Source organism: Streptosporangium sp. NPDC049046 (assembly GCF_040649155.1).
In the GTDB taxonomy this organism is placed as follows: Bacteria; Actinomycetota; Actinomycetes; order Streptosporangiales; family Streptosporangiaceae; genus Streptosporangium.
The window spans coordinates 49,757-75,807 of the sequence record NZ_JBEZEZ010000001.1 but is presented as its reverse complement, the minus strand read 5'-3'; the positions used below and the strand labels follow the sequence as shown (position 1 = coordinate 75,807).

Here is a 26,051-nt window from a genome sequence, read left to right as displayed (position 1 = left end):
GGCCGAGGGCGACGGGGGACCGGGGACCACGCGGAGATTCCGGAAACCATGTGAGGACTCCGGGGATCACCCGGGGAGCGAGAAGCGTTCGGTGGACGGTGCGGCCGGGCCGGGAGGCCAGGCGGAGGAGCGAAAAGCGAAGCGTTCAGGGAGGGGCGGGGCCGGAGTGAAAACGGCTCGCCCGTCACGGGCGCGGCCGGATACGGTCGCCTGATGCGACGATGCGACGACTGCGGCTGCTGGGAGTACGGCGGGGCGCCCGACTGTGCCCGATGCGCGGCGTTGGTCGACCGGATCGTCGAGGACGGCTGGCGGAGGTTCCTGCGAGAGCGGTTCGGTGCGGCCGAGCCGTCCGCCGAGCCTGGCGAGGCCAGGCCGTCCGCGAGACATGGCCGATCAGGCCGGCCCACCGGATCCGATGCGGCGGGAGTGCCCGGTGAGGTCGGGCTGTCCGCCGAGGAGGAGTCGGCGATCGCCGAGATGGTCGCCGAAGAGCCCGACCGGCACGACTGGCGGGTCGTCGACGCCGCCCTCGACCGGCTGGTCTGCCCCGACTGCGGGGCCCGGCTGGGCAGGGGGCCGCTGGGCTGCCCGCCCTGTGACCTCGCCGACGGTTTCCGCTACTCGGCAGTCGAGACCGACCGCCCGAACGTCCCGCCCGGCAACGAGCACGCGATCAGGGTCGGCGTCTCGGTGATCCGCGCCGGACACCGGCAGTCGCCCGCGGCCCTGCTCGGTTGGCGCGTCGGTCTCCCCGCCCTGCTCGAAGGCTTCCTGCCCACCACCGCCCAGGCCCAGGCCATGCGGGCCCGCATCAACGCCGGAGCCACCTACGACGACCTCGTGGGGAGCTGACCTCGTCACACATGCCCGGCGCGGAGGCTCTCGGCTTTGACCGCCGAGAGCGTGTCAGGCACCGATGAACTTTCCGAGGTCGAGATCGATGTCGACGTCGAAGCCGATGTCCGTCTTCAACCGCCCCCGGTGAATGCCCGTCGGGACGTAGGCCTTGACGGAGGGTTCCAGCTCGAAGGTGTAGACGACGGGTTTGTCGTCCTCCTGCTCCACGCGCCAGAGGTGCCTGATCCCGGCGCCGGAGTATTTGATCGGCTTGGTGGTGCGGTCTCGCTCCAGCGACTCGGGGGAGACCACCTCGACCACCAGGTGCACGTCCTCGGGCTTGAACGAGGTCGTTCTCAGGCTGGTCAGGGCGGAACTCGCCACCACCATGATGTCGGGCTCGGGTCGCTGCCTCATCCCCAGGGTCACGGTCATCTCACGGACGACGGCGAGATCGCTAGGAGGCGTGAGCTCTCTTTCGAGAAGTCTGAGCATGAGCATGTGAAAAGTGGTCTGCGGAGACATCATGATGAGCGACCCGTCGATCAGTTCGACATGCCGGGGCGCACCGGGGGGGAGATGATCGAGCATGTCGGCGGTCCACCCGCCTGCCGGCCCCGGGTAGAACCACTCGGGGAAAACGGCTGCCATCAGAGAACCTCCTTCGGTGACATCCGGAAACATTACCTGACGGAGTCATCCTGACACTCACCGTGTCTGGTGTGTGGGGTGTTCGAGACGCGGCGACCTCCAGGGGCCGCCGACGGTTTTCGCCGATGGTCTGCCCGGCTGTGGTCCCTTCACGAAGGGACCACAGTGAGGGGACTGCTCAGCGGGAGTCGTCGGGGTGGGCGCGGTTGACCATCGTGCGGTTGTAGAGCTCGTCGATCTGTTCCAGGGGGTCGGGGGCGCGGCGGCGCGCCTCGATCTCCAGGTCGGTGCGGCCCTGGATCGCGTCGATGCTCCCGGCCGAGTGCGCCATCTGGTCGTTGCGCAGGTCGGCCCTGATCCTGGCGCAGGAGGTGGTGAGCTTGGCGTGGTGCTCGCGCAGGCGGTCCAGCGCCGTGTGGTCGATGTAGGGCGAGACCCGGCGCTCCTGGGCGTAGTGGGCGAGCTGGGCGTCGAGCTGCTCGGCGTGCACCGCGATCTCGGCCACGAGGTGGGGCAGGTCGCCCAGGCCCCAGCCGTCGCGCAGCGCGTGGTCGACGGCCTGGCGGGTGAGAGAGACCTCGCGTCGCAGGTCGAGGCGCATCCGCTCGGTCTCCGCGGCGTCGCCGGTGCCCATCGCCGCCACGTGACTGGCGACCCTGGTGGAGACGGTCCTGGCCTTCTTCGTGGCCTTCTTGCCGATCTTGACCAGCAGGTAGATCCCGGCCGCTCCCAGGAGAAGGAAGAACAGCAGGATCACCATCAGGACGATGAGGAAATCGCCGATCGGAGCCACCTCCCTGCGGGGACTGGACGGGATGTTTCGAGCATAGCCCGCGCCGCGATCCTCGCGCGGGCGCGCGGACGCGGTCTCATCGTGGGCTCGGGACGGCCACTCGCCGCCGTCGTCGTATCCTGCGGGTCGCCCACCAGGCGAACAGCGCCAGTCCCGCCACCATCACGATGACCAGGACCGGTAGGAAGATCGCCACCAGGGCGATGCCCAGTGATCCGGCGTCCTCGACCGTGCTGGCCACGGGGGCGCCCACCCCGGCCGTGGTGGTGTTCACCACGGGCCTGGTGACCGCCTTCATGGTGTGCACGGCCAGGGCGATCGCGATCCCCAGGACCCAGCTGAGCCAGGGGTTGTGGCTCATCCAGGTCGAGCCGTCCAGCCGGGCCGCGGCCTCGGTGGCGCTGAAGACCACGCCGCCGGAGGCGGGGCGGACGACGGTCTGGATCATGTCGTTGACGCTGTCGACCACCGGGACCTTGTCGAGCACGAACTCCGCCAGGAGCAGCACGCCGATGATCCCCAGCACCCAGCCGTTGGACAGCCAGGCGAACTCCTGCGGCAGCCGTACCTGGTCGGTGAAGTTGGCGAGCAGGCCGACCACCAGCAGCGGGATGTAGGCGTTGAGCCCGGCCGCCGTGGAGAGTCCAAGGCCCGTCAGTGCCGCGAGCATCGCACCTCCGTAGTGTCTCTCTCCCCCTTCAACGGTTACCGGCCGTCGATCGATCCCGATCCGTCCCCTCGCGGGGTATCACTCCGGTCTCGGTGTCGATGCCCTCCGCCGCCCCCGAGGCCCCGAGGTCCATGACCTCCGTGCCCTCTGTGCCCTCCACGACCTCCGCGACCCTCGTGACCTCCACGGTCCTCGCCGTTTCCACGGCGTCCACTGTTTCCGCGGTCTCCACGGTGTCCAGGTGGGGCGGCAGCCAGCCCTGGCCGGGGACGTAGTGGCGCACCACCTTGGCGGGGATGCCCGCGATCACGCTGTGGTCGGGGAACTCCCCGCGCACCACCGCCCCGCCCGCCACCACGCTCTGCCTGCCGATCCGGGTGCCGGGCAGGATGATCGCGCCGGTGCCCAGCCACGATCCCGACCCGATGGACACCGGGTTGTTGCGCGGCCACTGGCGGCCGATCGGTGCCTCGGGGTCGTCGTAGACGTGGTTCTGGTCGGTGATGTAGACGTACGGGCCGGTGAAGACGTCGTCGCCGATGTCGATCGACTGGTGGCCCACGATGTGGGTGCCCCTGCCGATGGAGCAGCTTCCGCCGATCCGTACGATCGAGTCCGGGCCCAGGTCCACCCCGGGGCCCATCCCCGCGGAGATGGAGACCCGCTCGCCGATCAGGGTGTGGTCGCCGATCTCGATCCAGGCCTCGCCGAAGATGGCTCCGGGCGGGAACGACAGGCAGGCGCCCTCGCCGAGGCGCCTGAAGCGGTATCCGGCGGGGCTGACGGGGGTGATGGTGCCGGCCGCGCGAACAGCTGCCCAGAGCCGGTGCACGAGGCTGCCCATGGCCCGCCTTACCACACCATGAAGTGACATAACGGATCAAATTACCGCTTGGTTGGGTTTGAGAAAAATGCGGGTGGGGGGTTGTTCGGGCAGTTCGCCTGCACCGTTTGATATTCTGAGAGCCCGTGGACCTGTAGGCCATTCACAAGGGTGAGCCGACGATCTGTAACGACCACGGGAGCCTTCTTGCGCAGCGCCGCACACACCAAGCATCTGTTCGTCACCGGCGGCGTCGCCTCCAGTCTCGGGAAGGGACTGACGGCCTCCAGCCTCGGGCGCCTTCTCAAGCTGCGCGGCCTGCGGGTCACCATGCAGAAACTCGACCCCTACCTCAACGTCGACCCCGGCACCATGAACCCGTTCCAGCACGGTGAGGTGTTCGTCACCGACGACGGCGCGGAGACCGACCTCGACGTCGGCCACTACGAGCGCTTCCTCGACACCGAGCTGCACGGCTCGGCCAACGTGACCACCGGCCAGGTCTACTCCAACGTCATCGCCAAGGAGCGCCGCGGCGAGTATCTCGGCGACACCGTGCAGGTCATCCCGCACATCACCAACGAGATCAAGGACCGCATCCGGTCGATGGCCGGGCCCGACGTGGACGTGGTCATCACCGAGGTCGGCGGCACCGTGGGCGACATCGAGTCGCTGCCCTTCCTGGAGGCCGTCCGTCAGGTCCGCCACGAGGTCGGCCGTGACAACGTGTTCTTTCTCCACGTCTCGCTGCTGCCGTACATCGGGCCGAGCGGCGAGCTGAAGACCAAGCCGACCCAGCACTCGGTCGCCGCGCTGCGCAGCATCGGCATCCAGCCCGACGCGATCGTGTGCCGCTCCGACCGGCCGATCACCAACTCGCTCAAGCGCAAGATCAGCCTGATGTGCGACGTGGACGAGGACGCGGTCGTCTCCGCCATCGACGCCGCCAGCATCTACGACATCCCCAAGGTCCTGCACTCCGAGGGCCTGGACGCCTACGTGGTGCGCCGCCTGGGCCTGCCCTTCAGGGACGTCGACTGGAAGGAGTGGGAGCAGCTCCTGCGCCGGGTGCACCGCCCGGCCAACGAGGTCACGATCGCGCTCGTCGGCAAGTACATCGACCTGCCCGACGCCTACCTGTCGGTCACCGAGGCGCTGCGCGCGGGCGGCTTCGCCAACGACGCCCGCGTCAACATCCGCTGGGTGAAGAGCGACGACTGCGAGACCCCCGAGGGCGCGGCCCGCGAGCTCGACGGCGTCGACGGAGTCCTGGTCCCCGGCGGCTTCGGCGTACGCGGGATCGAGGGCAAGGTCGGCGCGATCCGGCACGTCAGGGAGAACAAGATCCCGCTGCTCGGCATCTGCCTCGGCATGCAGTGCATGGTCATCGAGGCCGCCCGCAACCTGGCGGGCATCGAGGACGCGGGAAGCACCGAGTTCGACACGGAGACCACCCACCCGGTCATCTCCACCATGGCCGACCAGGAGGACGTCGTCTCCGGCGAGCGCGACATGGGCGGCACCATGAGGCTGGGCCTCTACCCGGCCAGGCTCGGGGAGGACACGCTCGCCCGCCGGCTGTACGGCATGGCGAAGGTGGACGAGCGCCACCGCCACCGCTACGAGGTCAACAACTCCTACCGCGAGCAGTTGGAGAAGGCCGGCATGGTCTTCTCCGGCCTCTCGCCCGACGGACGCCTGGTGGAGTACGCCGAGCTGCCCGCCGACATCCATCCCTTCTTCATCGGCACCCAGGCGCACCCGGAGTTCCGTTCCCGGCCGACCCGGGCGCACCCGCTGTTCAAGGGCCTGATCGGTGCCGCCCTCACGTACGCCGACATCCGCGGCACCGTCGCCAAGGCGGGGCGGGGAAAGTGAGCAGTTCGCGAGCGGGTGCCGGGGAGGACCGGAAGGCCCACGAGGTCGACAGGAGACAGGACATCCCGGTGGCTCAGGAGGTGAGGGACGATCTGGAGGTCGTGGACGCCTGCGAGGAATGGAAGGTCGTCTCCTCCACCGAGCACTTCCGTGCCCGTGTCATCACCGGGGTCACCGACGCGGTCGTGATGCCGGACGGAGAGGTCGTCAACCGCGACTACGTCCTGCACCCGGGCTCCGTGGCCGTCGTGGCCCTCGACGACAGGGACCGGGTCCTGCTGATCCGCCAGTACCGCCACCCCGTACGGCGGTTGCTGTGGGAGCTGCCCGCGGGGCTGCGCGACGTCGAGGGTGAGCCCCTGCGGGTCGGGGCGGCCCGCGAACTCGCCGAGGAGGCGGGCTACCGGGCGGACACCTGGCACACGCTGGTCGACACCTTCGTCTCGCCGGGAATGAGCGACGAGCGCACCCGGATCTTCCTCGCCAGGGACGTCAGCCCCATCCCCGAAGGGGAGCTCGACTTCGTCCACCGGCATGAGGAGGCCGACATGCCGGTGGTGTGGATTCCCCTGTCCGACGCGGTTCGGCGTGCCATGGCGGGAATGATCCACAATTCCCAAGCCGTGACCGGTATTCTCGCCGCATACGCCGCTTCGGCGGATGGATTCGCCTCACTGCGGCCCGCCGACGCACCGGAGGCATGACAGGAGGACACCCTGAGCGAGACGGAGGCCGTCCTCTCCAGTTACCTCGCCCACCTGGCCGTGGAGCGGGGCCTGGCCGCCAACACCCTGGCCTCCTATCGCCGTGACCTCCTGCGATATGTGGAACATCTCAAGCAGCGCGGCCACGTCACCTTCGGCCAGATCGCCGAGGGTGACGTCGCCGCCTTCGTGGCGGCGCTCAGGGAAGGCGACGGCGAGCACCAGGCCCTCGTCGCCGCCTCGGCGGCGCGGGCCGTCTCCGCGGTGCGCGGCCTGCACCGCTTCGCGCTGAGCCAGGGCGTCTGCCGGCACGACCCGGCCCACGAGGTGCGCTCGCCGCGCCAGCTCAGACGGCTTCCCAAGGCGATCAGCGTCCGCGACGTCGAGCGCCTGATCGCCGCCTCGGGACCGGACGGAGCCCCGCTCACACTGCGTAACCGGGCGCTGCTCGAACTGCTGTACGGCACCGGCGCGCGCATCTCCGAGGCCGTGGGGCTCGCCGTCGACGACGTCGAGCTGGGTGCCGAGGCCCGGCGGGTGTGCCTGCGAGGCAAGGGCGGACGCACCCGCCTGGTGCCGCTGGGAGGCTTCGCGGAGGAGGCGCTGCGCGCCTACCTCACCCGCGCGCGGCCCCGTATCGCCTCACACGGCCGGGGCACCTCGGGGCTCTTCCTCAACGCCAGGGGCGGGCGGCTCACCCGCCAGGGCGCCTGGGAGGTCCTTCAGGGCGCCGCCGAGCGTGGCGGGCTCGAAGGAGTGTCGCCACATATGTTGCGACATTCGTTCGCAACTCACCTCCTTGACGGGGGTGTGGACGTTAGGGTGGTTCAGGAACTACTCGGCCACGCCTCGGTGACCACCACCCAGGTCTACACGCAGGTCACGGTCGACAAGCTCCGCGAGGTCTATGCCGCGGCGCATTCGCGCACGCGGGATTGACCTTGCTTATGTCCGGGCGTGCCGCCTTGCCGCATACGTGTTGACGCCATAGTGTCCGTCCGGACGGTCCGGTTAGAGGCCGTCAGGGAGGTTCGACTGGTGACTGTGACCGCCGACGGTTCTATCCGGGGAGCGACCCCGGCAAACCCCGAGAATCCCTGGGGCGACACCAAGACCGCCGGGACCCCTCGCAGTGGGGGAGTCCTCGGCCCGACCGGACGTCCCCGACCGGTCTTCCCCGACCCGCCCCCGCGCACGGTGCACGGGCCGGCGAGGGTCGTCGCCATGGTCAACCAGAAGGGCGGCGTCGGCAAGACGACCACCACCATCAACCTGGGCGCCGCGCTGGCGGAGGCCGGGCTCAAGGTCCTGCTGGTCGACTTCGACCCGCAGGGCGCCCTCTCGGTCGGCCTCGGGATCAACCCCCTCCAGCTCGACCTGACGGTCTACAACCTCCTCATGGAGCGGCAGATCACCGCAAGGGACGTGCTGCTGGAGACCGGCGTCGAGGGCATGGACCTGCTGCCCAGCAACATCGACCTGTCGGCCGCCGAGGTCCAGCTCGTCACGGAGGTCGCCCGTGAGCAGGTGCTCGGCCGGGTGATCAAACCCCTCCTGCCCGAGTACGACGTGTGCCTGATCGACTGCCAGCCCTCGCTGGGCCTGCTCACGATCAACGCGCTCGCCTGCGCGCACGGCGTCATGGTGCCGCTGGAGTGCGAGTTCTTCGCGTTGCGCGGTGTCGCGCTGCTCATGGACACCATCATCAAGGTGCAGGAGCGCATCAACGACGAGCTGGTCATCGAGGGCCTGCTCGCCACCATGTACGACGCGCGCACCCTGCACGGCCGCGAGGTGCTGGCCCGGGTCGTCGAGGCGTTCGACGACAAGGTCTACCACACGGTGATCAACCGGACGGTTCGCTTCCCCGACGCCACCGTGGCCGGTGAGCCCATCACCAGTTTCGACTCCTCCTCGCTCGGCGCCAGCGCGTACCGCGAACTGGCGAGGGAAGTCCTGGCCAGGTGGGCCGCGCTGGAGCAGTGATCTCGCCTCCGGGTGCGGGACAATGGAGGGATGACCGAGCCGCCGAAGACCGACGATGGCACCTTCAAGGTGCATCTGGAGGTCTTCGAGGGCCCCTTCGACCTCCTGCTCGGCCTGATCTCCAAGCACAAGCTGGACATCACCGAGGTCTCGCTCAGCCAGGTCACCGACGAGTTCATCTCCTACATCCGGGCGAGGGGCCCGGAGTGGGATCTGGACCAGACGAGTCACTTCCTGCTCGTCGCGGCGACCCTGCTCGATCTCAAGGCCGCGAGGCTGCTGCCCTCGGGTGAGGTCGACGACGAGGAGGACCTCGCCCTCCTGGAGGCCCGTGACCTGCTGTTCGCCCGCCTTCTGCAGTACCGGGCCTACAAGGAGGTCGTGAAGGTCTTCTCCGGCCGGATGGCCGAGGAGGCGCTGCGCTTCCCCCGTACGGTGCCGATGGAGGCCGAGTTCGCGAGCCTGCTGCCGGAGTTGATCCTCGGCATCGGCCCCGACCGCCTCGCGGAGATCGCCCGGCGGGCCTTCGCCCCCAAGGCGCCCCCGTCGGTCTCGGTGGCCCACATCTACCAACCGCTCGCCAATGTCCGCGAGCAGGCGGTTATCCTTGTCGAGCGGCTGCGGCGGTTGCGCCGGGCGACTTTCCGGGCCCTCACCTCCGACTGCGCCGGCACCTTCGAGGTCGTCGCGCGTTTCCTGGCCGTCCTGGAGCTCTACCGGGAGGCCGCCGTCTCCTTCGAGCAGGTGGAGCCTCTCGGGGAGTTGCACGTGACCTGGACCGGCAGCGACGACGGCGACGTCGCCGTGGCCGACGACTACGACGAGACCCTGAACAGCCAGAAGGAAGAGCCCGCCGATGACTGACCTGGCACCCGAGGCCGGTCCGCGTGCCGGGGCCGGACCGTACGCCGACCCCGAGGCGCGAGCCGAGCCCGGTTCGCGCGCTGAGGCCGGACCGTTCGGCGAGCCCGGTTCGAATGCCGGGGCGGGGCCGAGCGCAGAGGCCGGTTCGCGTGCCGAGGTCGGCCCGAGTGCCGAGCCGGACCTGCGCGCCGGGCTGGAGGCCATCCTGCTGGTGGTCGACGAGCCCGTCGCGGAGGTGACTCTCGCCCAGGTTCTGGAGCGGCCCGTCCACGAGATCAGCCGGGCGATTCGTGAGCTTTCGGCGGAATATACCGCTTCCGGGCGGGGTTTCGACCTGAGAGAGGTAGCGGGCGGCTGGCGGTTCTACACGCGGGCCGAGTGCGCGCCGCTCGTGGAGCGGTTCGTCCGCGACGGCCAGCAGACGCGCCTCACCCAGGCCGCTCTGGAGACCCTGGCCGTGGTCGCCTACCGGCAGCCGGTGAGCCGGGCCCGGGTGGCGGCCATCCGCGGTGTCAACAGCGACGGCGTCATGCGCACGCTGATGACGAGAGGGCTGGTCGAGGAGGCCGGCACCGAACCGGAGAGCCAAGCCGTGCTCTACCGGACAAGTTCGTATTTTCTCGAGCGGATGGGCCTGCGGGAGCTCGGTGAGCTTCCCGAACTGGCGCCCTTCCTGCCCGACGACATGGAATCCCTAGAGGAGCAGAAGTAGTGAACGACAGGCGCAGTACCCCGTCCGGTGATGGACGCGGTCAAGGCCGTGGCGGAGCCCCGCGCGGTGGCAATCCCCGTGGGGGCTCGCAGTCCGGTGGATTCCGGGGCGGCCCCTCCCGAGGCGGATCCTCCTCCGGCTCCTCCCGTGGAGGCTCCCAGGGCGGTTACCGTTCCGACGGTCCGCGTCGTGACGACCGCGGTGGTTTCCGCGCGGAGCGTGACGGTTCGCGGAGCCGGTACGAGCGGCCCTCCGGCGGCTCCCAGGGGGGTTCGCGGGGCGGTTACCGCTCCGACGCTCCGCGCCGTGACGACCGCGGTGGCTCCCCCTCCGGTGGCTACCGTTCCGACGGCCCGCGTCGCGACGATCGTGGCGGCTCGTCCTCCGGTGGCTACCGTTCGGACGGCCCGCGCCGTGATGACCGTGGTGGTTCGTCCTTCGGTGGTTCGCAGGGCGGTTACCGCTCCGACGCTCCGCGCCGTGACGATCGCGGTGGTTTCCGTGCCGACCGTGACGGTTCGCGGAGCCGGTACGAGCGGCCCTCCGGCGGCTCCCAGGGGGGTTCGCGGGGCGGTTACCGCTCCGACGCTCCGCGCCGTGACGACCGCGGCGGTTCACAGGGTGGCTACCGTTCCGACGCTCCGCGCCGCGATGATCGCGGTGGTTTCCGTGCCGACCGTGACGGTTCGCCGAGCCGGTACGAGCGGCCCTCCGGCGGCTCGCAGGACGGTTACCGCTCCGACGGTCCCCGCCGTGACGACCGCGGCGGTTCACAGGGTGGCTACCGCTCCGACGCTCCGCGCCGCGACGATCGTGGCGGCTCGTCCTCCGGTGGTTCGCAGGGCGGTTACCGTTCCGACGGCCCGCGTCGGGACGACCGCGGTGGCTTCCGCGCGGAGCGCGACGGCTCGCGTGGCAGGCCCGGCTCCGACCGTGGTCGCGGCGGCGCTCCCGCCGGTGGTTCCCGTGGCCGCTTCGGCAGGACCGGGCGCCGGGACGAGATCCAGACCATCGGCGGCAACCGCGCCGAGGCGTACGGCGAGCGCCGTGCACCCTCCGACCGGGCCGCCAGCCGCGCGCCCAAGGCGAAGGCGCCGCTCAGGCCGGGGACGATCGCGAACGACCGGTTCAAGACCTCCCGTCAGCCCAAGCGCGACTCCGACTTCTACGACCGCGACTACACCGACGAGCGCGACACCACCGAGGTCCCCGACGGCATCCGGCTGCAGAAGGTGCTCGCCCAGGCGGGCGTCGCCAGCCGCCGGGCCTGCGAGGACATGATCGGCGAGGGCCGGGTGACGGTCGACGGTCAGGTGGTCCGCCGCTTCGGCGCCCGGGTCGATCCCACCAGGCAGGTCATCCACGTCGACGGCAAGCGCCTGCCGACCATGCCCGACCTGGTCTACCTCGCGATCAACAAGCCGATCGGCGTCGTCAGCACCATGTCCGACCCGGACGGCCGCCCCTCGCTGGCCGACTTCGTGGCCGACCGCACCGAGCGGTTGTTCCACGTGGGCCGCCTCGACACCGAGACCGAGGGCCTCATCCTGCTCACCAACGACGGAGAACTGGCCAACAGGCTCACCCATCCGAGCTACGGTGTCCAGAAGAAGTACTGGGCGAAGGTTCCCGGCCGGATCGAGCGCGACCTCGGCCGCCGCCTGAAGAAGGGCATCGAGCTGGAGGACGGCCTGGCCAAGGCCGACTCCTTCGCCCTGGTCCAGGAGCACGGCCAGCAGGCTCTGGTCGAGATCGTGCTGCACGAGGGTCGCAAGCACATCGTCCGCCGCATGCTGGAGGAGGTCGGGCACCCGGTCATCGACCTGGCACGCATCGAGTTCGGCCCGGTCAAGCTCGGCCGCCTCAAGCCGGGCACCGTCCGGGCACTGACCCTCACGGAAGTCGGAGAGCTCTACGCCGCCGTCGGGTTGTAGCCTTCCTGAAACATGTATTGAGACGCGCCGGATCACCCTGAGGGTGATCCGGCGCGGTGAAGTGGAGGTGCGGCGATGATGCGGGCGATCCGAGGAGCGATCCAGGTCGGTGCCAACGACCGGGACGAGATCCTCTCCGGCGTCACCGAGTTGGTGACGGAGGTGATGGGGCGCAACAGGCTCACCACCGATGACGTGATCAGCGTGATCTTCACGGCCACGCCCGATCTCACCGCGGAGTTTCCCGCTCTGGCCGCCCGCAAGCTCGGCTTTCACGACGTTCCGCTGATCTGCGCCTCCGAGATCGACGTTCCCGGCGCGCTGCCCCGCGTGGTGCGGCTGATGGCACACGTCGACGTCGATCGGCCCCGCCAGGACATCCAGCACGTCTACCTTCGTGGCGCGATCGCCCTTCGCGTGGACATCGCCCAGTGAATCCCACGTGCGTCACCATTTCGGAGGAACGCGCGTGAGCGGTCTCGAAAGCGTCCTGGTCGTCGGTACGGGCCTGATCGGCACCTCGATCGCCCTCGCCCTGCGCGAGCAGGGCGTGGCCGTCCATCTGGCCGATCGTGACGCGGGATCCCTGCGGCTGGCGCGGGAGCTGGGCGCCGGTGTCGAGTGGGCCGAGGGCGTGACCGTGGACATCGCGATCATCGCGGTCCCGCCACAGGCGGTCGCCGGGCAGCTCGCCGCCCTGCAGGGCGCCGGAGCGGCCCGTTTCTACACCGACGTGGCGAGCGTCAAGGCGCTCCCGATCAGGGAGGCCGCGAGCCTCGGCTGCGACCTGACGACCTATGTCGCCGGGCACCCGCTCGCCGGACGTGAGCGTTCCGGCCCGGCCGCGGCGCGGGCGGACCTGTTCCTCGGGCGCCCGTGGGCGCTGTGCCCGACCGAGGAGACCTCGCCGGACGCCGTGGAGGCCCTGCACGGGCTCGTCAAGCTCTGCGGGGGCGAGGCGGTCAGGATCGCCGCCGCGGAGCACGACAGGGCCGTCGCGGTCGTCTCGCACGCCCCTCACGTGGCCGCCTCGGCAGTGGCCGCCCGCCTCGCGGAGGCGCCGGTCACCGCGCTCGGCCTCGCCGGCCCCGGGGTGCGCGACGTCACCCGCGTCGCGGCGAGCGACCCGAGGCTCTGGACCGGGATCCTGTCGGGTAACGCGCTGCCGGTGGCCGAGGTGCTGGAGGCTGTCGCGGCCGACCTAGCCGCCGCTGCGGCCTCTCTGCGTGCCTCGGCGGTCTCCGCCGACTCCGGCGCGATGACCCGGGTCACCGATCTGCTGCACCGGGGCGTCACGGGTACGGGCAGGATTCCCGGCAAGCACGGTGGTCCCGCGCGCACCTACGCGGTCGTCCAGGTCATCATCGGCGACCGTCCCGGCGAGCTCGCCCGGCTGTTCCAGGTGGCCAAGGAGGCAGGCGTCAACATCGAGGACGTCAGGCTTGAGCACGCCCCCGGCCTGCCGCTGGGCGCCGCCGATCTGTGGGTGCAGCCTGAGGCGGTGACGGCGCTGGCCGAGGCCCTGCGCGCGAACGGCTGGCACCTGCCGTGATCCTCGCCCCTGCGTGATCACGCGGTGTTCGCACGACGATCCGTCAAGGGTTCGGCGGAGCCCGCCGCCGAACTCCGGGGTGATCTCTCGTGAGGCCCGCTCATGTCCGGGTGGGCCTCACGCATCCCGCGTCCCGAGCGAGCCTGTCCCGTAAGGCCCGCTCATCTCCGGAGCGGGCGCCCCTGTTCGATGCGCGGTTCCTTCCCGCCTCCCGGTAGCCTCGTACGGACAATTGAAGCGGGCTGTAAGGGAGAGGCGCGTCGTGACCGGACTGGTCGTCGCCATGGATGGTCCTTCGGGATCCGGCAAGTCGAGCGCGTCGCGAGGAGTGGCGCGAGCCCTGGGGCTGCGTTATCTCGATACCGGCGCGATGTACAGGGCGATCACCTGGTGGATGCTCCAGCGGGGCGTCGACCTCGCTGATCCCGAGGCGATCGCCGCCAGGGCGCTCGACCCGGTTCTCACGCTGGGCACCGATCCGGACGCGCCGGTGATCGCGGTCGACGGCGTCGACGCCCTCGCGCCGATCCGCACCGCGGAGGTGACCGCGGCCGTCTCGGCGGTGAGCGCGGTGCCCGAGGTGCGGCGCCGTCTGGTGGCCGAGCAGCGTGAGATCATCGGCGAGGGCGGCATCGTCGTCGAGGGCCGTGACATCGGCACGGTGGTGGCGCCCGACGCCGCGGTCAAGATCTACCTGACCGCGAGCGCGGACGCCAGGGCCCTGCGCCGTACGGCGGAGCTGAGCGGCACCACGGTGGACGCCCAGCGGGCCGCGATGGCCCGCCGCGACACCCTCGACTCGACCAGGAAGGCAGACCCGCTGGCGAAGGCGGCCGACGCCGTCGAGCTCGACACCACGGCGCTGAACCTCGAAGAGGTCATCGCCGAAATACTGCGTGTGATTAAGGAAAAAGCGTGACCGGGGAATACGACGACGACAACGGCTGGATCGACGCGGAGCTCGCCGATTCAGGGACCGATGACAGCTCGCAGCGGGAGGCGGGGCCCGACACCTCCCCGCAGCCGGTCGTGGCCGTGGTGGGCCGCCCCAACGTGGGCAAGTCCACCCTGGTCAACCGGATCATCGGCCGCCGGGAGGCGGTCGTGGAGGACGTGCCGGGGGTGACCCGCGACCGGGTCACCTACGACGCCACCTGGCGGGGGCGCCGGTTCACGGTGGTCGACACCGGAGGCTGGGACCCCGACGCGACCGGCATGGCGCTGAAGATCGCGGAGCAGGCCCAGATCGCGGCCGAGCTGGCCGACGTGATCCTGTTCGTGGTCGACGCCGTCGTGGGCGTGACCGACGCGGACGAGATCGTCGGCCACGTGCTGCGCGGATCGGGCAAGCCGGTCATCCTCGCCGCCAACAAGGTCGACAACCAGCAGATGGAGCTGGAGGCCGCCGGGCTGTGGTCCCTCGGCCTCGGCGAGCCGCAGCCGGTCTCGGCCCTGCACGGCCGCTCCAGCGGTGACCTGCTGGACGTGATCCTCGACAAGCTGCCCGAGACGCCCGAGCAGCGCTTCGGTCCCGAGCGCGGTCCGCGCAGGGTCGCCCTGGTCGGCAAGCCCAACGTGGGCAAGTCCTCGCTGCTGAACAAGCTGGCGGGTGCCGAGCGGGTGCTCGTCGACCCGATGGCGGGCACCACCCGCGACCCGGTGGACGAGCTGATCGAGCTCGGCGGCAAGACCTGGCGCTTCGTCGACACCGCCGGAATCAGGCGGCGCGACCGTGAGCTCAAGGGCGCCGACTTCTACGCGAGCATGCGCACCCGGGGGGCCCTGGAGCGCTCGGAGATCGCGGTCGTGCTCATCGACGCGAGCGAGGTGCTGACCGAGCAGGACCTGCGGATCATCTCCCTGGTGATCGAGTCCGGCCGGTGCATGGTCGTGGCGTTCAACAAGTGGGACCTGCTGGACGAGGACCGCCGCTACTACCTGGAGAAGGAGATCGACCGCCAGCTCGTCCGCGTGCCGTGGGCGCTGCGGATCAACATCTCCGCGAAGAACGGCTGGCACGTCGACCGGATCGTCCCCGCGATCGAGAAGGCGCTCGACTCCTGGTCGACCCGGGTGCCCACCGCCAGGCTCAACGCCTTCCTGACCGACCTGGTCGCGGCGACCCCGCCCCCGGTCCGCAGCGGCAAGCAGCCCAAGATCCTCTTCGCCACGCAGGCGTCGACGGAGCCGCCGAAGTTCGTGCTGTTCACCTCGGGCTTCCTGGAGGAGACCTACCGCCGCTTCATCGAGCGCCGGATCCGCGAGGAGTTCGGCTTCGCCGGGTCGCCCATCGAGGTCACCATGAAGATCCGCGAGAAGCGCCAGGGGCAGAAGAAGTAAGAGCCTCACCGCGAACGGCCCGGCCCACGCCGGGCCGTTCGTCGTTTCCCGAGGGTCAGGGTTCGATCAGGCCGGCGCGGATGGCGTAGCGGGTGAGGTCGAGGCGGTCGCGCATGCCGAGTTTCTGCAGGATGTTGGCGCGATGCCGGTCGACGGTCTTCACGCTGATGAAGAGGGTCTCGGCGACCTGCTTGGCGGAGTTGCCCTCGGCGATCAGCTTGACGATCTCCTCCTCGCGCGGGGTGAGGATGCTGTCGGGCATGCTCTGCCCCATCCTGTCGCGCTGCAGGTAGTGCCTGATCAGGGCGGTGACGGCGCCTGGGTAGAGGAACGGCTCGCCGCGCATCGCCGCCCTGCACGCCTCCAGCAGGTCGCGGTCGGCCACCGACTTCAGCACGTAGCCCGAGGCTCCCGCCTTGAGCGCCTCGAAGAAGTACTGCTCGTTGTCGTACATCGACAGGATCAGCAGCCGGATGCCGGGGGCGCGCCGTGAGATCTCGCGGGCCGCCTGCAGGCCGGTCATGCGAGGCATCGCGATGTCGAGGATGGCGAGGTCGACCCCCTCGGGGGTGGCCGCCTCCACCGCTTCGGCGCCGTTGGCGGCCTCGGCCACCACCGTGAGGTCGGGCTCGGCGTCCAGGATGAGCCGCAGTCCGCGGCGGACCAGGGCGTGGTCGTCGGCGAGCAGGATCCTGGTGGGGCTCGAGACGCTTACAGGGGTCACGGGGGTCCCGGGGGTCACAGTGCTCATGAGGGTCTCCGTTCGGTGTCGGCGACCGGTACGGTGAGGCGGACGTCGGTGCCGCCGTCCTGCGGAGAGGTCACGGTCAGCTGGGCGCCGATGAGCAGGGCGCGCTCCCGCATTCCGCGGATCCCCGCCCCGTCCTGGCGTACGCCGCCGCGGCCGTCGTCGGTGATGCGCAGTTCCAGGAGGCCGGGCCGGACGGTGAGAGACAGCTCGACGCTGGACGCCTTGGCGTGCCTGGCCGCGTTGGTCAGGCCCTCCTGGGCGATGCGGTAGAGGACCAGCTCGACGTCCTCGCTCAGCGAGGGCAGGTCCGCCTCGACCCTGCGTGTCACGGGAACGCCGGTGCTCTGGGAGAAATCGCTGCTCAGCGCGCTGAGGGCGCTCTGCAGGCCGAGGTCTTCCAGGACGCCGGGACGCAGGCGGCGGGCGACCTGCCCCACCTCGTCCAGGCTCGCGCGGACGCTCTCCTGCACCGCGTGCAGGTCCTCTCGCAGATCTTCAGGCGCTCGGTTGGCGGCGTGTTTGAGGCTCAGCAGGACCACGGTCAGGCTCTGGCCGATCTCGTCGTGCAGCTCGCGGGCGATGCGGCGTCGCTCGCCCTCCTGAGCCGCGAGGGCGTGGGCGCTGCTGGCGCTGCGTTCGGCCTCCAGCCGGTCCAGCATCGCGTTGAAGGTGTCGATCAGGTGGGCGAGATCACGATTGCCGCCGCTGGGCAGCCGATCATGGGGATGCAGCAGGTCCACCCGCTGCATGAGGGCGGTGAGCGCGTCGAGCGGTGCCAGACTGGTGCGCAGAAGCAGGGCGTTCGCCGTCAGGATCACCGCCAGGCCGACCGTCAGCACCGGGATCTCGGTCAGGAGCACCGGGGAGGAGACGGTGGCCGGTGAGAGGGCGAGCACCAGCGTACCGACGGTGAAGACCAGCCCGTTGATCGCGAACAGCCGCCTGAACAGGATGCGCCCCGGACTGCGCGCCCCTGCTTGACGGTGGGTGCGTTCGCTCATCTGACCAGCTTCCTCGTTGCGGCACGGGCCTGTCCATTCGGGGTGCCTCCCATACCCCTGTGCCGTTCCTACATGTTTCACCCCTGCTCAGATGGGTGCCGACCCCAATGGCGGAGAAGAGGTGGGACCGATGGGATGAAAGGGCGGCGAGCACCGGCAGACGGGAGAGGGCTATGGGTACGAGCGATGTCGGCATTCTCTGGCTGGACGCCGTCACCCGCGACGGTGTCACGATCACGGTGAACGCGGCCGCCCGAGCCTTCATCGCCGATCCCGTGGCGTGCGCCTCCTACCCGGGCTCACCGGACGCCGCCAAACTCGCCGCCGTCGAGGCGGAGGTCCGCGACTACGTCGGGCGGCGCGACCTGTCCCGGCTGTCCAAGCGGGTCGACCTCGTCTGCGCGGCCGGCGACGAGGCCCGCCACTGGGGCGTCGAGGTGGCACTGGTGGCGATCACCCGCGTCGAGGTGCGGCGCCGAGAGGACCTGATCCGCTGGGCGGAACGACTCGCGTCGTGACGGCGACCACGAGTGGAAGGAAGTGATCGCCGATATGGACATCACCCGCACGACCGTACCCGGTACGGGAACCCTGTTTCACTTCGCCACCCGAGACGGCCAGCGACTCGCGGTCATGGTGGAGGGCGACGGACCGCGGCGGCTTCTGGTGTACGGCGCGGGCGACGAGCCTGCGCAGGCCATCGCGCTGGAGCAGGACGAGGCCGACCAGATCGCGCAGGTCCTGCACAGCCGGTCGGTGGACGACAGGCTCGCCGCCCTCGAACGACGGATGGCCGACATCGCCAGGGCCACGAAGGCCGCAGGGGTCACAGGGAGCACAGGAGGGGCCTCGTGAGCACACCGCCCGCGGTACGCCACCTCCCCCGACGGGAAGGTGCCATGCAAGCGCGCGACATCGCGGTGACCATTCCGACGGTCACCAGGGGTGACTCCGTCGCGAAGGCGGTCAGGATCATGGTGATCGGCCGCCTGCCGGGGCTCATCATCGTGGACGACCTCTCGCGGCCCCGGGTGGTGCTCCCCGGCACCCAGGTGCTGCGGCTCGCCGTGCCCGGTTCCTACCAGGAGGATCCCGCCCTCGCCAGGACCATCGACGAGGACTACGCGGACCAGTTCTGGCAGGATCTGGGCAACCGCACGGTCGGCGACTGCCTGCCGCGCGATGCCACCAGGCCGGTGACCGTCTCCGCGAGCGCGAACCTGCTCGAGGTGGCCGCGCTGATGGCCAGGACGCGCAGCCCGATCGTGGCCGTGGTCGATCGAGACGCCTCACTCATCGGGGCGATCACGCTGGAGCGGCTCCTCACCAGCCTGGCGGTCTTCGGTCTCGGTGAGTCTTGAGCGCCCTGCTCGCTCTGTCGATCTTTCTAGTCGCGTTCTTCTTCATCGCCACCGAGAAGGCCAACAAGGTCAAGGTGGTCCTCATCGCCGCCGGTGTGATGGCGGTCCTGGGGTTGATACCGGGCTCGGAGGTCTTCTTCTCCGAGCACGAGGGCATCGACTGGAACGTCATCTTCCTGCTGCTCGGAATGATGATCATCGTAGGGATCATCAAGCAGACGGGGATCTTCGACTACCTGGCGATCTGGGCCGCCAAGCGGTCCAAGGGCGATCCGTACCGGCTGATGGTCATGCTGATGGTGATCACGGCCATCGCCTCGCCGTTCCTCGACAACGTCACCACGATCATGCTGGTGGCGCCGGTCACGGTGGTCGTGTGCGACCGGCTGCGGATCCCGGCGCAGCCCTACCTGATCGCGGAGGTGCTCGCCTCCAACATCGGTGGTGCGGCCACCCTCATCGGGGACCCGCCCAACATCATCATCGGCAGCCGGGCGGGGCTCACGTTCAACGACTTCCTGGTGCACATGGCACCCATCGTGGTCGTCATCTTCGTGGTGTTCGTCCTGCTGACCAAGGTGTTGTTCAGAAGCTCCTTCCAGTACAACCCCGAGCACGTCTCGGCGGTGATGGCCCTGCAGGAGAAGCGGGCGATCACCGATCCACGTCTGCTCGTGCGATGCCTGGCGGTGCTCGCCGTGGTGGTGGTGGGGTTCGGGATGCACGCGGTGGTGCACATCGAGCCGTCCATCGTCGCCCTCGTGGGAGCGGGGGTGATGCTCCTGCTGTCGCGCCTGTCGGTCTCGGAGGTGCTGGCGGAGGTCGAGTGGCCGACGCTGGTGTTCTTCATGGGACTGTTCGTGATGGTCGCGGGTCTGGTGCAGACCGGTGTGATCGCGACGATCGGGACGTGGGCCATCGACGTGGTCGGCGACGACTACTTCCTCGCGGCGACGTCGCTGCTGTTCGGCTCCAGCGTGCTGGGGGCGTTCTTCGACAACATCCCCTACGTCGCGACGATGGCGCCGGTCGTGGAGGGGATGGTGGCGCAGGCCCCCGACCCGGCGACCGGGCAGGCGCTGTGGTGGGCGTTCGCGCTGGGTGCCGACTTCGGCGGCAACGGTACGGCGGTCGCGGCCAGCGCGAACGTGGTCGCGATCGGCATCGCGGCGCGGACGGGACACCCGATCAGCTTCTGGCAGTTCACCAAGTACGGGATCGTGGTGACGGTGCTGAGCACGCTCATGGCGTGGGTGTACGTCTGGCTGCGTTACTTCACCTGACCGCCTCGCGGGGCTGGTTCCGGTCCGCGTCGGGGGCCGGAACCGGGCCGGCCCGTGTCGAGGTCGTGCCCGGTTCGGGATCGTGTCCGTTTCCGATCTCGAACCGCGCGGCCGGGTCCGCGCCCGGTTCCGGCTCGTGCCCGGTCGGCGCGGGTGTCGAGGTCAGGTCCGGTCGGCCCGCCGGGACCCGCGGGGCAGGAGCAGCGCGACCAGCGCGCCCACCCCGCACAGGACGGCCGTGATCAGGAAGATCTCGCTGTACTCGATGTGCAGCGCCTCCTTCACCTTTTCCTGGTACTCGGCGAGCCGCCCGGCGTACACGACGGGGTCCACCCCGAAGGGCAGCGGCGTGTCCAGGTCGGCGGTGAGTGACTGGAAGCGGTGGAAGCCCCACGCGGACAGCGCCGCGACGCCGAGCAGCATGCCCATCATCCGGGCCACGACCACCGCCGCCGAGGCCACCCCGTGCTGGACGGCGGGCACGGCCCGCAGCACCGCGGAGGAGACCGGTGCGATCACCAGGCCGAGACCCAGGCCGGCGACGACGAGGTCGACGTCCGTGCGGTATCCGGCCGAGGCCAGGTCCAGGGGCCACTGGCCGATGCGCGCGTACCCGGCCGTGGCCACCGCGAGCCCGAGCACCGTCACCGCGCGCTCGCCGTAGCGGCGGGACATCACGCCGCCCACCAGCGCGGCGACCGAGAGCGCGACGAGGAAGCGCGACAGCACCAGGGCGCCGTCCAGGCTGTCGAGCCCCAGCAGCGTCTGCGCCGACAGCTGCACGTCGACCAGGGTGACCAGCAGCGCGGCGCCGGTCAGGAAGCTCACCCCGAGCGTGGCGAAGAACGGGCCGCGCCGCACCCCCGTCATGTCGATCAGCCGGGTCGCGGAGCGCCACTCCCAGGCGACGAACGCCGCGCCGGACACGACCCCGGCGACGATCATCGGCATGCCCCACGGGGGGAGGACCGACCGGCCGGGGTCGGGGTTGTAGAGACCGGCCACGAGCAGGCCGAGTGAGAGCGCGAGCAGCAGCCCGCCCACCACGTCGACGCGCCTTCGGGCCCCGGGTTCCCTGTCGCGGGAGGGCGGCGGCACCGACCGCTGCACGGCCACGGCGGCCAGGGCCACCAGCGGGACGTTCAGCCAGAAGATCGACCGCCAGCCGCCGAGCTGCACGCCGCCGATCTGGAGCCCGGCGGGGACGAGGGCGGCGAGGGCGGCGCCGTACAGGGGACCCAGCACGCTGCCGAGTTCCTGGGCCGACCCCACCGCGCCGAGCGCCACCGGGCGCTCGTCCTCCTCCCACAGGTCCCCGATCAGGGCCATGGTGATGGGCAGCAGCGCGCCGCCCGCCACTCCCTGCAGGGTCCGCCCCGCGACGAGCCAGGGCACGGTCTCGCCCAGCGCGGTGATCACCGAGCCCGCTGCGAAGCCCGCCAGGCACAGATGGATGAGCGGGCGCCTGCCGTACCGGTCGGAGAGCTGGCCGAGCAGCGGCATGGCCGCGATGTAGCCGAGCAGGAAACCGGTGACGATCGGGGTGGCCCGCTCCAGGTGGTTGAGGGGGACATCGACGTCCCTCGCGATGTCGACGAGGACGGTCACCACGACGTAGGCGTCCAGGGCCGCGAGCAGCACCGCGGTGCCGCCGACGCCGAGGGCGGTCCGCCGCCGGGCGGGGAGGGCGTCGCCCGAGGAGGTGCGGGCCCCTGCGTGGGTCACCGTCACTCCGCCGGAGCGGTGACCTGGACCGGCACGTCGTAGTCGCCGAAGCTCACGATCACCTTGCCGTCGGTCAGCGGCAGGTCCGCCTTGAGCAGCCGGTTGGTGGCCTTGTCGATCCAGAGCACCGCGTCGACATTCTGCGTGAGACCGGGCACCATCGTGGCGAGCACCTGCTGGGAGAGCGTCGCCGAGACCCGGTAGGTGTCGACGCCGTCCAGCTTCTCCGCCGCCTGGGTCTTCGCGTCGAGCGCGTTGGTCAGTAGCTGTACGACGCCCTTCTCCGGGTTGAGGATGGCGGACGGGTCGTAGATCGCCGCCAGCTGGCTCCGCGACATCTGCTGGAAACCGCCGGTCACGCCCTTGAAGTGGACGGTCTCCCCGATCAGCACGAAGTTGATCTCCTGGAGACTGCCCAGTACGTCGATCTGGAGGGTGCCGTCCGCGTCGCCGGTCCCGCTGAGACGACCGGAGGCCTTCTTGACCGGTACGGGCGGGGTGCCCTCGGTCTCCAGGGAGAAGGTGGCGGACTTCACGGAGCGCGTCGCCTCCGCGGACTTCTTGACCAGATCCGCCCCGCTGGGAAGGGCTGTCGTGCCGTCGGAGGCACCGCCGCCACTGCATGCGGTGACCAGGGATAACGCGGCGATCACCGCGGTGATGAGGATCCGGCGAGCAGACATGGGCGGATCGTAACGACCTTCCGGTCTACTAACGAGGAACGACCGGTATCGGTTTCGCGTCAGCGGATGCTTTTGAGGTGCTTGACCACCGGCGTGTACGCCGCTTCCAGCTCGACCAGCTGGTCGTCGGTGAGCAGGTCGATGAAGTGACGGCGCACGCCGGCCACGTGGTGGGGCGCGACCTTCTGGATGGTGGCCCAGCCGTGCTCGGTGAGGACGGCGAAGGTGCCGCGCCTGTCGTCGGCGCAGGTCTCCCTGGTGACCAGACCGGCGGCCTCCATCCGGGAGATCTGGTGTGACAGGCGGCTGCGGGACTGGATCGTGGCCTCCGCCAGATCGCTCATCCGCATGCGGTGACCGGGGGTCTCCGAGAGGTTCACCAGAATCTCGTAGTCGTTGAACGAGAGCCCGAAGGGCTGGAACTCACGGTCGAGGCGATGCTCCAGGAGCTTGTGCGCGGCGAGGTGGGCACGCCATGCCCGCTGCTCGACGGAGGACAGCCAGCGAGGCTCCTGATCTTTCACCGGCCGCTCACCACTTTCGTTCACCGCGCGTGTGACCACGACTCCGACGGGTTCACCCCCCAGTCGACCACTCCACACGCCGGGCGGGGCTTGCTTCGCGGTCATAGATCAGAATCTACCTCAGAAGGCGTCGTTCGCTCGTGGTGGCTGTGCGGCGAGGTCCATCCATCTCTCCACCTCGTCGGGGTGGCGGGGCAGCCCGGCCGACATGAGGCGGGCGCCGTCGGAGGTGATGATCAGGTCGTCCTCGATGCGCACGCCGATACCGCGAAGCTCCGGCGGAAGCGTGAGGTCGTCCGGTTGCAGGTAGAGGCCGGGCTCGACGGTCAGCACCTGTCCCTCCTCCAGCACACCGTCCAGGTAGACCTCCGAGCGTGCCCTGGCGCAGTCGTGCACGTCCAGGCCGAGCATGTGGCCGCTGCTGCACAGCGTGTAGCGGCGGTACAGGCCGCTACCGGGCTCCATCGCCTCGTCCGCGCCGATCTTCAGCACACCCCAGTCGTGCAGTCCCTCCGCGATGACCCTCATGGCCGCGCGGTGGAAGTCACGAAAGCTCACACCGGGGCGCAGGGTGGCGATCGCCGCCTCCTGGGCCTCGTACACCAGCTCGTAGACCTGACGCTGGACCGGGCTGAAGCGCCCGGAAAGCGGGAGGGTCCTGGTGATGTCGGCGGTGTAGAGGTGGTCGGTCTCCACACCCGCGTCGAGGAGCAGCAGTTCGTTCGCGTCCAGCCGCCCGTCGTTGCGGATCCAGTGCAGGACGCACGCGTTGGCGCCGGAGGCCACGATGCTGTCGTAGCCGACCGCGTTGCCCTCCAGGCGGGCGCGGAGGCCGAAGACCCCCTCCAGATAGCGTTCGCCGCGCCGGTGTCCCAGCGCGGCCGGCAGGGCCCGCACCACGTCCTCGAACCCGCGCACGGTGGCGTCGATCGAGAACTGCAGCTCGGCGACCTCCCACTCGTCCTTGATCAGTCGCATCTCGGACAGGAACGTCTCCAGCTCCTCGTCGCCGTCGCCGGGGGAGACCCGCGCGTCGACGGACGCGTCCACCCCGCGCAGCACCCGCGCCGGTCCGCCGAGCACGTCGTCCAGCCTGTCGATCGGCGCGCAGGCGATCTGGTGCAGGGCCTCGGCCTCGGCCAGGTCGGGGCGGCGGCCCACCCAGAACTCGCCGTAGCGGCGGTCGCGGTAGAACTCCTGCCCGGCCTCGCCCGGCGCCGATCTCGGTGAGCGGGGTCGCAGGAACAGCGTGGCCTCCCCTGAGGGCTCGACGACCAGCACGTCGTCGGGCTCCTGGTCGCCGGTGAGGTAGGCGAAGGCGCTGTGCGCCCGGAACCGGTAGTCGCTGTCGTTGCTGCGGACCTTGAGCGTGCCGGACGGGACGACCAGCCGCTCGCCGGGAAAGCGGGCGGCGAGCGCGGCGCGTCGCTTGGCGGTGTAGGCGGCCTGCGGCAGCGGGGCCAGGTCGTCGCGGTGCGTGTCGGCCCAGCCGGTGTTCATGAACGCGGCGAGGGCCTCGGAGACCGGCAGGTCGTGGCTGCCGGTGTTGAGCTTCTGGGTCATCGTGTTCCCGGGAGCGGAGGTCTCTGGTCGCCCCCACGCTAGCCCGGAGCGGTGCGGCCCGCACACCCGGCGCGTACCGGGCCGCACGGAGGACACGGGGGAGCACAGGGGACCGTGGGTCAGCCCACCGGGACCCGGTACTCCCTGGCCAGGTCGGACGTCGCGGCCTCCTCGAAGACGACCGCGCCGCCCAGGGCCGCCTTGTCCGGCTTGGCCACGTACGACAGCAGCGAGGCGGGCCTGTCGAAGGTGGTGAAGTCCATGATCGTGCCGAACTCCTCGCCCCAGGCCGACTGGCCGCGGTGCGCGGCGACCACCGCCGCCCGGGTCAGGTCCTTGCCCTCGCAGGCCTTCTTGAGCGCGTCGACGACGATCGCCGCCGCCGAGTAACCCGCAGGAACGCCGCTGTCGATGGCCGTGTCCGGATATTTCGCCGTATAGTCGGCGGCCAGCTTCTTCAGGGCGGGCAGTTCTGAGCTGATCGGCGTGCCGGCGGTCATGTAGTAGAAGTCCTTCAGCAGGGCGGGCCCGGCCGGAGTGGGCAGCAGTTGCGGGGAGTAGGCCGAGTTGCTGCCGACGAACGGCACGTCCATGCCCTTGGCGAGCGAGACACCAACGAGCGAGGCGGTCTGCCTCGGACCGACGGAGACGAGGACGGCCTTGACGCCCTCCGCCTTGAACGCGGCGACCTGGGCGCTCATGTCCTGGTCGGTGGCCTTGATCTTCTGTTCCACGAGCGTGAGGCCGAGCTTCTCCGAGGCGTACTTGGAGCCGTTGAGGGCGCTCTCACCGTAGTCGCCCTCGAAGTACAGGTGCCCGATTCTGTCCCCGGACCTGAGGCCCTTCTCCCTGGTCAGGAAGTCAACCCCGTTGATCATGTCGATGTCGTAGGTCGTCCCGGTGACCTGGATGGCCCTGCTGCCGAGCAGCCCGGTCGCCCAGGCCTGCGGGAGGGTGAGCATCTGGTCGGTCTCGATGCGCTGCTTGAGCGCGTTGACCATGGGCGAGCCGACGACGTGGGCGAGCGCCACCACCTTCGGGGCGATCTCGGTGTAGGCCGCGACCGCCTTCTGCGCGTCGTAGCCGTGGTCGCGCACCAGGGCCTCCAACTGCCGTCCGCACACGCCCCCGGCCGCGTTCGCCTGCTCGAAGTACAGCTGCTGCGCCTGGGTCAGGCTCTTGCCGAACGAGGCGTACGGGCCGGTGAGGTCGGTCATCAGACCGATCGTGATCTTGTCGGCGGTGACGCCGGGTCCCGTCTTCACACCGTCCCCTCCGACGGCGGAGGGGGCGGAGGCATCCCCGCCGCCCCCGGTGGCCTTCTCACTGGCGCACGCGGTGACGGTCAGGGACAGGGCGGCCAGGGCGGCGAGCGCCGCGACGCCTCGGACCGGGGTTCTTGGGATTCCCATG

The 26,051-nt window shown here is 70.2% G+C and carries 27 protein-coding genes; 16 read left to right on the top strand and 11 right to left on the bottom strand.

All coding sequences use genetic code 11. The features are described from left to right. Positions 1 to 213: 213 nt before the first annotated feature. The gene (locus tag AB0B96_RS00360; protein WP_362895198.1) at positions 214 to 855 is read left to right on the top strand and encodes a hypothetical protein; all 642 of its coding nucleotides are present in this window, start codon (positions 214 to 216) and stop codon (positions 853 to 855) included. 54 nt (positions 856 to 909) lie between these two features. Here AB0B96_RS00360 and AB0B96_RS00355 read toward each other — a convergent pair whose 3' ends face one another. The 4 genes from AB0B96_RS00355 to AB0B96_RS00340 form a co-directional block, all read right to left on the bottom strand. Further along, the gene (locus AB0B96_RS00355) at positions 910 to 1,491 is read right to left on the bottom strand and encodes a Uma2 family endonuclease (RefSeq protein ID WP_362895196.1); all 582 of its coding nucleotides are present in this window, start codon (positions 1,489 to 1,491) and stop codon (positions 910 to 912) included. Between the two features lie 178 nt (positions 1,492 to 1,669). After that, on the bottom strand, positions 1,670 to 2,284 hold the full coding sequence (locus tag AB0B96_RS00350; protein ID WP_362895194.1) for a hypothetical protein: 615 nt from the start codon (positions 2,282 to 2,284) through the stop codon (positions 1,670 to 1,672). A gap of 76 nt (positions 2,285 to 2,360) precedes the next feature. Then, positions 2,361 to 2,954, bottom strand: a complete 594-nt coding sequence (locus AB0B96_RS00345) for a DUF4126 domain-containing protein (RefSeq protein WP_362895192.1) — start codon at positions 2,952 to 2,954, stop codon at positions 2,361 to 2,363. 28 nt (positions 2,955 to 2,982) lie between these two features. Continuing rightward, the gene (locus AB0B96_RS00340; RefSeq protein ID WP_362895190.1) at positions 2,983 to 3,798 is read right to left on the bottom strand and encodes an acyltransferase; all 816 of its coding nucleotides are present in this window, start codon (positions 3,796 to 3,798) and stop codon (positions 2,983 to 2,985) included. 186 nt (positions 3,799 to 3,984) lie between these two features. On the opposite strand from AB0B96_RS00340, the gene AB0B96_RS00335 reads away from it, so the two are divergent. From AB0B96_RS00335 to der, 11 genes are all read left to right on the top strand, one after another. Next, on the top strand, positions 3,985 to 5,655 hold the full coding sequence (locus tag AB0B96_RS00335) for a CTP synthase (RefSeq protein ID WP_350948231.1): 1,671 nt from the start codon (positions 3,985 to 3,987) through the stop codon (positions 5,653 to 5,655). Between the two features lie 92 nt (positions 5,656 to 5,747). Further along, positions 5,748 to 6,359: an NUDIX hydrolase gene (locus AB0B96_RS00330; protein WP_350948286.1), complete on the top strand. Its 612-nt coding sequence runs from the start codon at positions 5,748 to 5,750 to the stop codon at positions 6,357 to 6,359. A 12-nt stretch (positions 6,360 to 6,371) separates the two neighbouring features. Beyond that, positions 6,372 to 7,298, top strand: a complete 927-nt coding sequence (locus AB0B96_RS00325; RefSeq protein WP_362895814.1) for a tyrosine recombinase — start codon at positions 6,372 to 6,374, stop codon at positions 7,296 to 7,298. 99 nt (positions 7,299 to 7,397) lie between these two features. Further along, on the top strand, positions 7,398 to 8,345 hold the full coding sequence (locus AB0B96_RS00320; RefSeq protein ID WP_350948232.1) for a ParA family protein: 948 nt from the start codon (positions 7,398 to 7,400) through the stop codon (positions 8,343 to 8,345). A 30-nt stretch (positions 8,346 to 8,375) separates the two neighbouring features. Further along, positions 8,376 to 9,209 (top strand): segregation/condensation protein A, encoded by an 834-nt coding sequence (locus AB0B96_RS00315; protein WP_350948233.1) that lies wholly within the window; start codon positions 8,376 to 8,378, stop codon positions 9,207 to 9,209. Next, positions 9,202 to 9,921 (top strand): SMC-Scp complex subunit ScpB, encoded by a 720-nt coding sequence (gene scpB / locus AB0B96_RS00310; protein WP_362895187.1) that lies wholly within the window; start codon positions 9,202 to 9,204, stop codon positions 9,919 to 9,921. The genes AB0B96_RS00315 and scpB overlap by 8 nt, the downstream gene beginning before the upstream one ends. Continuing rightward, positions 9,921 to 11,855 carry a pseudouridine synthase gene (locus tag AB0B96_RS00305; RefSeq protein WP_362895185.1) on the top strand — a complete coding sequence of 645 codons (1,935 nt, stop codon included), beginning with the start codon at positions 9,921 to 9,923 and terminating at the stop codon, positions 11,853 to 11,855. The genes scpB and AB0B96_RS00305 overlap by 1 nt, the downstream gene beginning before the upstream one ends. Before the next feature lie 75 nt (positions 11,856 to 11,930). After that, positions 11,931 to 12,290 (top strand): chorismate mutase, encoded by a 360-nt coding sequence (aroH, locus tag AB0B96_RS00300; RefSeq protein ID WP_362895183.1) that lies wholly within the window; start codon positions 11,931 to 11,933, stop codon positions 12,288 to 12,290. Positions 12,291 to 12,324: 34 nt separating this feature from the next. Further along, positions 12,325 to 13,407, top strand: a complete 1,083-nt coding sequence (locus AB0B96_RS00295) for a prephenate dehydrogenase (RefSeq protein WP_362895181.1) — start codon at positions 12,325 to 12,327, stop codon at positions 13,405 to 13,407. Positions 13,408 to 13,669: 262 nt separating this feature from the next. Beyond that, positions 13,670 to 14,326 (top strand): (d)CMP kinase, encoded by a 657-nt coding sequence (cmk, locus tag AB0B96_RS00290; protein ID WP_362895179.1) that lies wholly within the window; start codon positions 13,670 to 13,672, stop codon positions 14,324 to 14,326. Beyond that, complete coding sequence (gene der, locus AB0B96_RS00285) at positions 14,323 to 15,747, top strand: ribosome biogenesis GTPase Der (protein ID WP_350948239.1); 1,425 nt, start codon at positions 14,323 to 14,325, stop codon at positions 15,745 to 15,747. Before cmk ends, der begins: the two co-directional genes overlap by 4 nt. 55 nt (positions 15,748 to 15,802) lie before the next feature. Here der and AB0B96_RS00280 read toward each other — a convergent pair whose 3' ends face one another. Together AB0B96_RS00280 and AB0B96_RS00275 are read right to left on the bottom strand one after the other, a co-directional pair. Beyond that, entirely contained in the window at positions 15,803 to 16,498 is a 696-nt protein-coding gene (locus AB0B96_RS00280; protein ID WP_350948241.1) for a response regulator transcription factor, read from the bottom strand. Continuing rightward, positions 16,495 to 17,499, bottom strand: a complete 1,005-nt coding sequence (locus AB0B96_RS00275) for a histidine kinase (protein ID WP_350948242.1) — start codon at positions 17,497 to 17,499, stop codon at positions 16,495 to 16,497. Before AB0B96_RS00275 ends, AB0B96_RS00280 begins: the two co-directional genes overlap by 4 nt. A gap of 173 nt (positions 17,500 to 17,672) precedes the next feature. On the opposite strand from AB0B96_RS00275, the gene AB0B96_RS00270 reads away from it, so the two are divergent. The 4 genes from AB0B96_RS00270 to AB0B96_RS00255 are packed head-to-tail and all read left to right on the top strand — an operon-like array spanning position 17,673 to position 20,143. Then, positions 17,673 to 18,017, top strand: coding sequence for a hypothetical protein (locus AB0B96_RS00270; RefSeq protein ID WP_362895176.1), 345 nt, complete (start codon positions 17,673 to 17,675; stop codon positions 18,015 to 18,017). Between the two features lie 34 nt (positions 18,018 to 18,051). Next, entirely contained in the window at positions 18,052 to 18,354 is a 303-nt protein-coding gene (locus AB0B96_RS00265; RefSeq protein WP_350948244.1) for a hypothetical protein, read from the top strand. A gap of 44 nt (positions 18,355 to 18,398) precedes the next feature. Beyond that, entirely contained in the window at positions 18,399 to 18,860 is a 462-nt protein-coding gene (locus AB0B96_RS00260) for a CBS domain-containing protein (RefSeq protein WP_350948245.1), read from the top strand. After that, complete coding sequence (locus tag AB0B96_RS00255; RefSeq protein WP_362895173.1) at positions 18,857 to 20,143, top strand: ArsB/NhaD family transporter; 1,287 nt, start codon at positions 18,857 to 18,859, stop codon at positions 20,141 to 20,143. The genes AB0B96_RS00260 and AB0B96_RS00255 overlap by 4 nt, the downstream gene beginning before the upstream one ends. 162 nt (positions 20,144 to 20,305) lie before the next feature. Here AB0B96_RS00255 and AB0B96_RS00250 read toward each other — a convergent pair whose 3' ends face one another. From AB0B96_RS00250 to AB0B96_RS00230, 5 genes are all read right to left on the bottom strand, one after another. Continuing rightward, positions 20,306 to 21,868, bottom strand: a complete 1,563-nt coding sequence (locus tag AB0B96_RS00250) for an MFS transporter (protein ID WP_362895171.1) — start codon at positions 21,866 to 21,868, stop codon at positions 20,306 to 20,308. Positions 21,869 to 21,870: 2 nt separating this feature from the next. After that, entirely contained in the window at positions 21,871 to 22,551 is a 681-nt protein-coding gene (locus AB0B96_RS00245; RefSeq protein ID WP_362895169.1) for an LppX_LprAFG lipoprotein, read from the bottom strand. A gap of 59 nt (positions 22,552 to 22,610) precedes the next feature. Continuing rightward, a complete protein-coding gene (locus AB0B96_RS00240; RefSeq protein ID WP_362895167.1) occupies positions 22,611 to 23,075 on the bottom strand; it encodes a MarR family transcriptional regulator in 465 nt (154 codons plus the stop codon). A gap of 120 nt (positions 23,076 to 23,195) precedes the next feature. Next, positions 23,196 to 24,638, bottom strand: coding sequence for an aminopeptidase P family protein (locus tag AB0B96_RS00235; protein ID WP_362895165.1), 1,443 nt, complete (start codon positions 24,636 to 24,638; stop codon positions 23,196 to 23,198). Positions 24,639 to 24,757: 119 nt separating this feature from the next. Further along, positions 24,758 to 26,050 carry an ABC transporter substrate-binding protein gene (locus tag AB0B96_RS00230; protein WP_350948251.1) on the bottom strand — a complete coding sequence of 431 codons (1,293 nt, stop codon included), beginning with the start codon at positions 26,048 to 26,050 and terminating at the stop codon, positions 24,758 to 24,760. Position 26,051: the final 1 nt, after the last annotated feature.

What these genes read in the sequence shown, in the direction of transcription:
- AB0B96_RS00275 (WP_350948242.1), bottom strand. Translation starts at nt 17,499, where the DNA reads ATGAGCGAACGCACCCACCGTCAAGCAGGGGCGCGCAGTCCGGGGCGC.
- AB0B96_RS00355 (WP_362895196.1), bottom strand. Translation starts at nt 1,491, where the DNA reads ATGGCAGCCGTTTTCCCCGAGTGGTTCTACCCGGGGCCGGCAGGCGGG.
- AB0B96_RS00345 (WP_362895192.1), bottom strand. Translation starts at nt 2,954, where the DNA reads ATGCTCGCGGCACTGACGGGCCTTGGACTCTCCACGGCGGCCGGGCTC.
- scpB (WP_362895187.1), top strand. Translation starts at nt 9,202, where the DNA reads ATGACTGACCTGGCACCCGAGGCCGGTCCGCGTGCCGGGGCCGGACCG.
- AB0B96_RS00235 (WP_362895165.1), bottom strand. Translation starts at nt 24,638, where the DNA reads ATGACCCAGAAGCTCAACACCGGCAGCCACGACCTGCCGGTCTCCGAG.
- AB0B96_RS00265 (WP_350948244.1), top strand. Translation starts at nt 18,052, where the DNA reads ATGGACATCACCCGCACGACCGTACCCGGTACGGGAACCCTGTTTCAC.
- AB0B96_RS00260 (WP_350948245.1), top strand. Translation starts at nt 18,399, where the DNA reads ATGCAAGCGCGCGACATCGCGGTGACCATTCCGACGGTCACCAGGGGT.
- AB0B96_RS00245 (WP_362895169.1), bottom strand. Translation starts at nt 22,551, where the DNA reads ATGTCTGCTCGCCGGATCCTCATCACCGCGGTGATCGCCGCGTTATCC.
- AB0B96_RS00230 (WP_350948251.1), bottom strand. Translation starts at nt 26,050, where the DNA reads ATGGGAATCCCAAGAACCCCGGTCCGAGGCGTCGCGGCGCTCGCCGCC.
- AB0B96_RS00340 (WP_362895190.1), bottom strand. Translation starts at nt 3,798, where the DNA reads ATGGGCAGCCTCGTGCACCGGCTCTGGGCAGCTGTTCGCGCGGCCGGC.
- AB0B96_RS00315 (WP_350948233.1), top strand. Translation starts at nt 8,376, where the DNA reads ATGACCGAGCCGCCGAAGACCGACGATGGCACCTTCAAGGTGCATCTG.
- aroH (WP_362895183.1), top strand. Translation starts at nt 11,931, where the DNA reads ATGATGCGGGCGATCCGAGGAGCGATCCAGGTCGGTGCCAACGACCGG.
- AB0B96_RS00360 (WP_362895198.1), top strand. Translation starts at nt 214, where the DNA reads ATGCGACGATGCGACGACTGCGGCTGCTGGGAGTACGGCGGGGCGCCC.
- AB0B96_RS00270 (WP_362895176.1), top strand. Translation starts at nt 17,673, where the DNA reads ATGGGTACGAGCGATGTCGGCATTCTCTGGCTGGACGCCGTCACCCGC.
- AB0B96_RS00280 (WP_350948241.1), bottom strand. Translation starts at nt 16,498, where the DNA reads ATGAGCACTGTGACCCCCGGGACCCCCGTGACCCCTGTAAGCGTCTCG.